The organism is Aminicella lysinilytica, from assembly GCF_004362975.1.
Taxonomy (GTDB): Bacteria; Bacillota; Clostridia; order Peptostreptococcales; family Anaerovoracaceae; genus Aminicella; species Aminicella lysinilytica.
In genome coordinates, this window is record NZ_SNXO01000016.1 from 40,300 (window position 1) to 46,805 (window position 6,506).

The window sequence follows — 6,506 nt, forward strand, 5'->3', positions numbered from 1 at the left end:
TGATCTCCTTTCGTTCTGTCCGCCGTTGCTACAGCGGCCTGTCGGTCTTGGAATCGTGACGAACCAGGAAAAATACGAAAATATACATAGCTATGACAAAGGTCACGAACAACGTCATAGAATTATTGGTATTTACCATCAGGCACGAATCGTAAAATCCATGGAAAAATACTGCGCTGAAATAAGCCAGGAACAGGCAGAATTTTGCGCGGCCATGATTCCCGCGAGCAGCCTGCAGCTTGGCATTGCCGTAGAATGTACCCATGAACACAGAGAAGCTCAGGTGTCCCGGGATGGCCAGCAGGGCCCTGCTGGTGGCAACGGACAGGCCGTAACCCATGACATACTGCAGATTCTCGATGGCCGCGAAGCCCAAAGACACTGCAACTGCATAAACAACGCCGTCGAAGCGATAGTTGAAATTCGGGTCGTTCCAGGTCCGCTTTTTCAGGAATAGAAACTTGAAGCCCTCTTCAACGACAGCCACCACAAGAAAAGCGAATATTATTTTGTAGTACTGGCTGTGGGTGCTGACGAATTTCGGCAACAGCCACTGACCCGCGCTTTCGGCAATCATTGAGCAAAATGCAGCCAGCACGCCAAATCCCAGGAGGCCGATTATCATGCCGACAGGTTCCTTCTCCACTTTGTCCTGCTTGTAAATTATGACCAGCAGAATAATTGCCGGCAGCACCGCCGCCGTAAAATAAATCATCATTATACTATTGAAAATTCCAAAAAACATATATTAGTCCTCACTTGTTTACACATCTGTAGCTTGTTCCAGGGCCACCTGGAATCCCATGCGCAAGGCCTTCCGGCTCATCCAGCTGGCGAAGAGCCAGGCGGCGTAGGTGCCAAATGTGTATCCGATAAATGCCACCGGGCATGTTATCCACGGCGTCGAATTGATTATATCCGGCACATGTAATGCCGCAAGTACCGGCATGTCCGGCAGTTGTATGTGCATAAGGAACATGTAGTTCCAGCCCATGACAATATCTGTGATCAGGACTCCGATGACCGCCACGGTGTTGACTATCAGGGCGTTCCAGAGTTCCTTCTTACCTATGAGTCTGTGGTAGTGGACGATCCTCAGCAGGGCCACATAAGTCATGCCGATGTGCATAGTAAAGTAGGCCCAGCGTGTAATGTGGGGAAAGGCAAAGGGTTTGGGGCTGGAAAAGAACACAGCCATAATTCCCCCGTAAATGCACGCCATTATGGAGAAATCCTCCAGGGGTTTGATGTGGACGAAATACGTCAGGCATATGAGTATGCCGGCTATTCGGCAGATGTACAGAGGATATGGATCTCCGCCTGCGCCGAGAACAAAATACCAGTAATAATATATGCCCTGAGCGCCGATGATGACAAAGACCATGACTTTCTCCACGGCCTCGAAAATCGGCATCTTGAGTATATCGCCGGAACGTCTGAACATCCATATGAAGCCTATGACAAATGCAATGCACACAAAAATATGGCCAATGCTCAGGTTATTGAACACTTCGTCATAATCCAGTCTTGTCATATGCTCAAACAGTTGCTTCATCCGGTGATACCCCCAGTCATCTAATTAAGCTCTGGCTTGCCATCAGTCCCCGCTCTTGCGGTATATGGCTTCTATGGCATCTGCGATCTTGTCTTTAGAAAGCAAGGATGTGTTGAAGCAGGCGTCATACAACGCCGGGTCTCCCCAGGTGTTGTCTTTCTCAGCCTCTTCATCTGATCTGTAGTACTCAAAGCAATCCTTGCGAAGTCCGTCGATTTTCCTCAGGCGTCTTCTAGCCGCAACTTCGCCTTCATCCCATCTTCGCATTATCTCTGCGATCCGGTCTTCCGGCGTAGCCGTTATGAACACGCTGATGACGCGGCATTCCGGATAGTTGTCCTTCAGTATCTGTGCTGCGCTCCGGCCCACGAATACGCAATCAGAAGCCTTCGCCAGTTCAACTATGACTTTCTTAGTCGAATTCAGAAACATTTCCTGAGGGGACATACCTGACTCGTCTATGGCATCGGCATCATAGAGATGCTCGTAGAGCCAACGGTCAGCCTCTTTGGTCCTGGTCCTGTCGAATACGCTGGTATCAACTCCGCCTTTGCTTATGGCCTCAGAAATGAGGACCCTGTCATGGCAGGGAAGCACCAGCCGTTCCGCCATATTCTCAGATGTCTCCCTTCCTTTGCTACCGTAGGTCCTGCTTACACATATGCATGTTCTCATGTCAATTTGCTCCTAATTAATTATGCAACAATATCTACAAACGACTCTTCCACAGTCAAATCGTAATTAGCCTATTTAGCCAGCTTGCTGTCAGCCTTAGCCTGGAACTTATCGTTATACACTACGAAACGCTCGTGGGTTCCTTTGCCGATAAGGCCAGCTTCGTCATAAGCCTCGACTTTGAAAGTCAGCTTGCGGCCGTCAACCTCAGTAAGTTCCGTTTTGCACGTGACTGTCATGCCTACCGGCGTCGATGCAACGTGCTGTATGTCCATCATTATGCCAACGGAGCCTTCGCCATCGCCAAGCTCAGAAGCCACGCTCTTCCACGCAGTCTCCTCCATGAGTGCCACCATGGCCGGCGTTGCGAAAACATTCAATGTGCCGCTTCCCATAGTGATTGCCGTATTGGCCTCCGTTACCTTAACTTCCTGAGTCCCTTTGATTCCTTTATTTATCATGTTTATATCTCCTTTACCTACTATAATACAACAGGCGATTTGGCCGGTCAACGCTTAACCATATAACAAAACTTAACTCCGGCAGGTGTTCCCATAGGCTCATCCTTATGCTCGGCGTTGTAACTATGGAAAAAGGCTTTCGCCGCGTCTTCCGCCGTCAGATGTTCGTATATCAAAAGACCTGCCTCCTGAGCCAGCAACTCCATTTCTTCATATGAGTAGTTTGCCTTCATAGCCTCTCCAGCACCTTGGGCCAGCTTCTGGTTGATAGTCCCGTAGCTTTCCTCATCATCACCCGGATAATCGAAAATCAGGCCGCTGCCCACTGACATTTTCCTCGCTGCTGTCATAATAAGATTCATGAAATCTTCCTTCTCTAGGTAATAACTCAAACCCAGCATGGAGAAAAGAGACTTCTCACTCGGTTTGTATCCTGCTTCCTCCAAAGGTTTCATCCATTCATCGCTCATATCGCATGGCAAGTATGTGATATCGTTATGATCAAGACCAGCTCTACCCAACCGCTTCTTCTTATCGGCTATCATCTCCGGGAGATCCAGTTCGAAGACCTTGACCCGATCCGATACCACCAGCCCGGACGTTTCATATCCCGCGCCCAGAATAACATATTGAGTAAGTCCAAGTTTGATTTCATTAAATAAGTGTTGCTCATTAAATGCCTCCCGGGCAAGCACCGATGGCGCCAGCTGATGATTCACTACACGCCGCAATGGATCTTTGCCGCCATAACCCGGATCAAAGAAACTTATTCCCGCTGTCATATTCTCACTTATCTGCCTATAGTCATCCTCGCCAAGAATCTTTCCCGCTAATTTATCGCAGTAGACATAAGGTCCCTCTTGATTTGTGTGATATGCTCTGGCAAAACAACTTACTAATGCTGTCATATTGTTCATTAAAAATCACCTCCACATACTTAATACACCATTCCGTCGTCAATTACAAGACTTGAAATTTCAACGATTTTATGGTATTGTAGAGGTGATAAATCGATCAACTTTTTAAATTTATTGAAATATCAGCATCAACACAAGTCCCCCTACAAGCAGTACCGGTATCACCTTATGCTTGACCATAATAGCCACATACTCGCGTATGAAGGCATTGGGAAAATAGTAGGAAGCTGTCTTACTGCCTACGCCGTCTGCCTTCAGATGGACCTTACGCGCGTAGATGCCGGCTCTGAATACGTGGTAATCGCTTGTAACAAAAATCGTCCTTATTTTCCTGTCCATATTCTCTGTGAGAGAGTCGATCAATTCCTTGGAATTTTCCATATTTTCAAATGTCGTCTTCGACTGATCCTCCAGAAGGATCTTATCCTCCGGGATCCCCTTTGTTATAAGGTAATCGTGCATGGCCGCAGCCTCGCTTACCGTCTCGTCACCACCCTGACCACCGGAAGCAATTATCTTGGCTTTGTCGCCGCTGCGATGATAAATATATATGCCCTTATCGATGCGACCCGCCAGCAAAGGTGAAACCTCGCACCCGTTCAAAAGCCCCGCGCCATGGATTATGACGAAGTCGCAGTCTTTCGATTTGGGAAAGTGTCTGTAAAGTATGGCATAGAGAAACAGCGCCGAGAAAGTAACAATGATGTATATCTCAGCCAGAATTATGAAAACGCCGAAGGGCAGCAATATGCCTGCAAATTTATCGGAAAGCACCGAGAATATGACAAAGAAAAATCCCATCCACATGCCAATTATAAACAGAATAGACAACGCATTGGATAGCCCGAAGCCCTCTCGCCGCAAGGCTATTACACCGTCGGCAATGTACACTACCGTCATGCCTATTATCAGCAGACCGACGAAAATCAAAGTCGCGGTCCCTGCGATGATTGCCACTTTTGCTGATTCTGTAGTCACCTGCGCCATTATTGACCAGAACAGACACCACAGGAAAATCAGAAATAAAATAGCGTTGATAAATCGTCTTTTATCGATTGCGAAGAAAATCGCAAACAACACTCCGAAAAATATAGTTCCTCCCCAGGTTGTCAAGAACATATCAGGTCCCTCCTTCTTTTGATTCCATTATACTACGCAATTATGATAGGTTGTACTATTTCTTGATTTTCCAGTATCCGCTTTTCCGTGATCCCTGGCGTTCTATGTAGCCCTTATCTCTCAATGAATCCATACTTCGCTGTACAGTTCTCACAGTTTTTGAAATATAACAGGAAACTTCTTCTCTGGTATAGCTTGGATTGCTTTTCAGCAAATCATATACTGCCTTGTCTGTAGGTTTAAGTGACTTTCCAGTGTCATTCCCCAGGTTGTTGGTGCCATCATATGCTCTCCTGAAAATAACGAATTTAAAGCCGTTATCCATTTTTTCATATGTGTACTTGAGTCCGGCGTCATTACAAAAACTGTTTATACGCTTGAATCCGCTACCAAAGCTCTCTATATCTTTGCTCAGATACAACGCCTTAGCGATAAGTCTGTTACGTATAACTGAAGGGAGGTTTTTCTCTATATAATCCTGAGGAGTATTGACATTAGCAAAACCTCCAGGGTTGTACACAGCAATCATACCCGGATGTATGCAGATTTCATGGTCAGTGTTCGTCCCATATTTCGCATGAGCAAAACTATTGGCCAATACCTCTCGGATAACTTCAATTGGTACCTCTGGCGTTTCTTTTCTCTCCATGCCGATAATGTCGCTTTTCCATCTGATATTCTTAAGTATATACTGCTCGGCCGTACGCAGCAGTTCATAGATATTTCCGTCTGCAATTCTCTGGTCCAAGAATGTCAGTTTCTCATCTGTAGCAAAAACGGCCAACTTCAATGATAAAGCATTCTCATTACCAAATAACAGATTGCCAGCCATATTAAGATTCTCGCTATTACATAAGCCTATCCTTCTCAGAATATCAATATCCGAAAGTTCCGCATCAGGCAATCTTTCTGCCCTGATTGCTCTTTCCTTAAATTCGGCTAAAGTTTTATGATTTACACTACTCATAGTCATATTGGAATCTCGTGTCTCCCAACTACTATCATTGCTCATTTCCAAAAATATTTTCTTTAGTTCAGCTGGACTGATTTCACGATCTTCATCAGCCGTACGCAAATAGTACCTGCCATAGCATGAATATGGACGGTCCTCTCCATTGATTTCTACATGTATAACACTTTTCCCGCCAATATCCATCTTTTCAATTGTAGGGTATATCTGAGGTTTAATCGACTCAAATATCGTCCTCGATACATCACGAACTGACGACTCGCTGACATCTTGCCCACATACAGCACCATCAGGTTTAACACCAAAATAAAGTGTACCCACTCCGTGCTTATTAAGCATAGCGCAGATTGACTTGCACCCATCCTTTATTTCAGCTGTAGTTTTCTTATATTCTATCGTTTCCGTTTCAGGCCCCATATACATTCCATTTGCTCTCCTTGACTATATTATACCTTATAGTGGTAAGTGGTAAGCCACATGTACTGGATAATAATTAGGCCGCCCGGAAGGGCGGCGATTTTAGCTAAGGCTATTTGGTTTTGAAGCAGTTTTCAGGTAGTTCTTTGGACCACGGCATGATGCTCTCCATATAATCTCTGGGGTCATCATCCAAATGAATGAGTATCTGCTCCATAAGATATTGGAAATACTCGAAGGTCTTAAGATCGTTTGCTTTGGCTGTTTCTGCTATGCTGTACAGTATAGCGCTGGACTTAGCCCCATTCTTAGTACCTATGACATTCCAGCTGTGCTTTCCGACGCAGAAACTGCGTATAGATCTCTCTGCATCGTTGTTGTCCAAAGGTATT

General features: G+C 45.7%; 8 protein-coding genes. All 8 read right to left on the reverse strand.

Annotated elements, in window-relative coordinates:
- Positions 1-28: 28 nt before the first annotated feature.
- Positions 29-745, reverse strand: coding sequence for a PrsW family intramembrane metalloprotease (locus EV211_RS05500; protein ID WP_133528423.1), 717 nt, complete (start codon positions 743-745; stop codon positions 29-31).
- Positions 746-763: 18 nt separating this feature from the next.
- On the reverse strand, positions 764-1,555 hold the full coding sequence (locus tag EV211_RS05505; RefSeq protein WP_133528424.1) for a TMEM164 family acyltransferase: 792 nt from the start codon (positions 1,553-1,555) through the stop codon (positions 764-766).
- Between the two features lie 42 nt (positions 1,556-1,597).
- Positions 1,598-2,230, reverse strand: a complete 633-nt coding sequence (locus EV211_RS05510) for a cytidylate kinase-like family protein (protein ID WP_133528425.1) — start codon at positions 2,228-2,230, stop codon at positions 1,598-1,600.
- Between the two features lie 71 nt (positions 2,231-2,301).
- Positions 2,302-2,691 carry a thioesterase family protein gene (locus tag EV211_RS05515; RefSeq protein WP_133528426.1) on the reverse strand — a complete coding sequence of 130 codons (390 nt, stop codon included), beginning with the start codon at positions 2,689-2,691 and terminating at the stop codon, positions 2,302-2,304.
- A 47-nt stretch (positions 2,692-2,738) separates the two neighbouring features.
- On the reverse strand, positions 2,739-3,608 hold the full coding sequence (locus tag EV211_RS05520; RefSeq protein WP_133528427.1) for a class I SAM-dependent methyltransferase: 870 nt from the start codon (positions 3,606-3,608) through the stop codon (positions 2,739-2,741).
- Between the two features lie 111 nt (positions 3,609-3,719).
- Positions 3,720-4,727: a YdcF family protein gene (locus EV211_RS05525; RefSeq protein WP_133528428.1), complete on the reverse strand. Its 1,008-nt coding sequence runs from the start codon at positions 4,725-4,727 to the stop codon at positions 3,720-3,722.
- Positions 4,728-4,782: 55 nt separating this feature from the next.
- Entirely contained in the window at positions 4,783-6,120 is a 1,338-nt protein-coding gene (locus tag EV211_RS05530) for an RNA-binding domain-containing protein (protein ID WP_133528429.1), read from the reverse strand.
- 106 nt (positions 6,121-6,226) lie between these two features.
- On the reverse strand, positions 6,227-6,506 hold a 280-nt coding region (locus tag EV211_RS05535), incomplete at its 5' end, for an IS66 family transposase (protein WP_166635379.1).

What these genes read in the sequence shown, in the direction of transcription:
- EV211_RS05500 (WP_133528423.1), bottom strand. Translation starts at nt 745, where the DNA reads ATGTTTTTTGGAATTTTCAATAGTATAATGATGATTTATTTTACGGCG.
- EV211_RS05525 (WP_133528428.1), bottom strand. Translation starts at nt 4,727, where the DNA reads ATGTTCTTGACAACCTGGGGAGGAACTATATTTTTCGGAGTGTTGTTT.
- EV211_RS05520 (WP_133528427.1), bottom strand. Translation starts at nt 3,608, where the DNA reads ATGAACAATATGACAGCATTAGTAAGTTGTTTTGCCAGAGCATATCAC.
- EV211_RS05515 (WP_133528426.1), bottom strand. Translation starts at nt 2,691, where the DNA reads ATGATAAATAAAGGAATCAAAGGGACTCAGGAAGTTAAGGTAACGGAG.
- EV211_RS05530 (WP_133528429.1), bottom strand. Translation starts at nt 6,120, where the DNA reads ATGTATATGGGGCCTGAAACGGAAACGATAGAATATAAGAAAACTACA.
- EV211_RS05505 (WP_133528424.1), bottom strand. Translation starts at nt 1,555, where the DNA reads ATGAAGCAACTGTTTGAGCATATGACAAGACTGGATTATGACGAAGTG.
- EV211_RS05510 (WP_133528425.1), bottom strand. Translation starts at nt 2,230, where the DNA reads ATGAGAACATGCATATGTGTAAGCAGGACCTACGGTAGCAAAGGAAGG.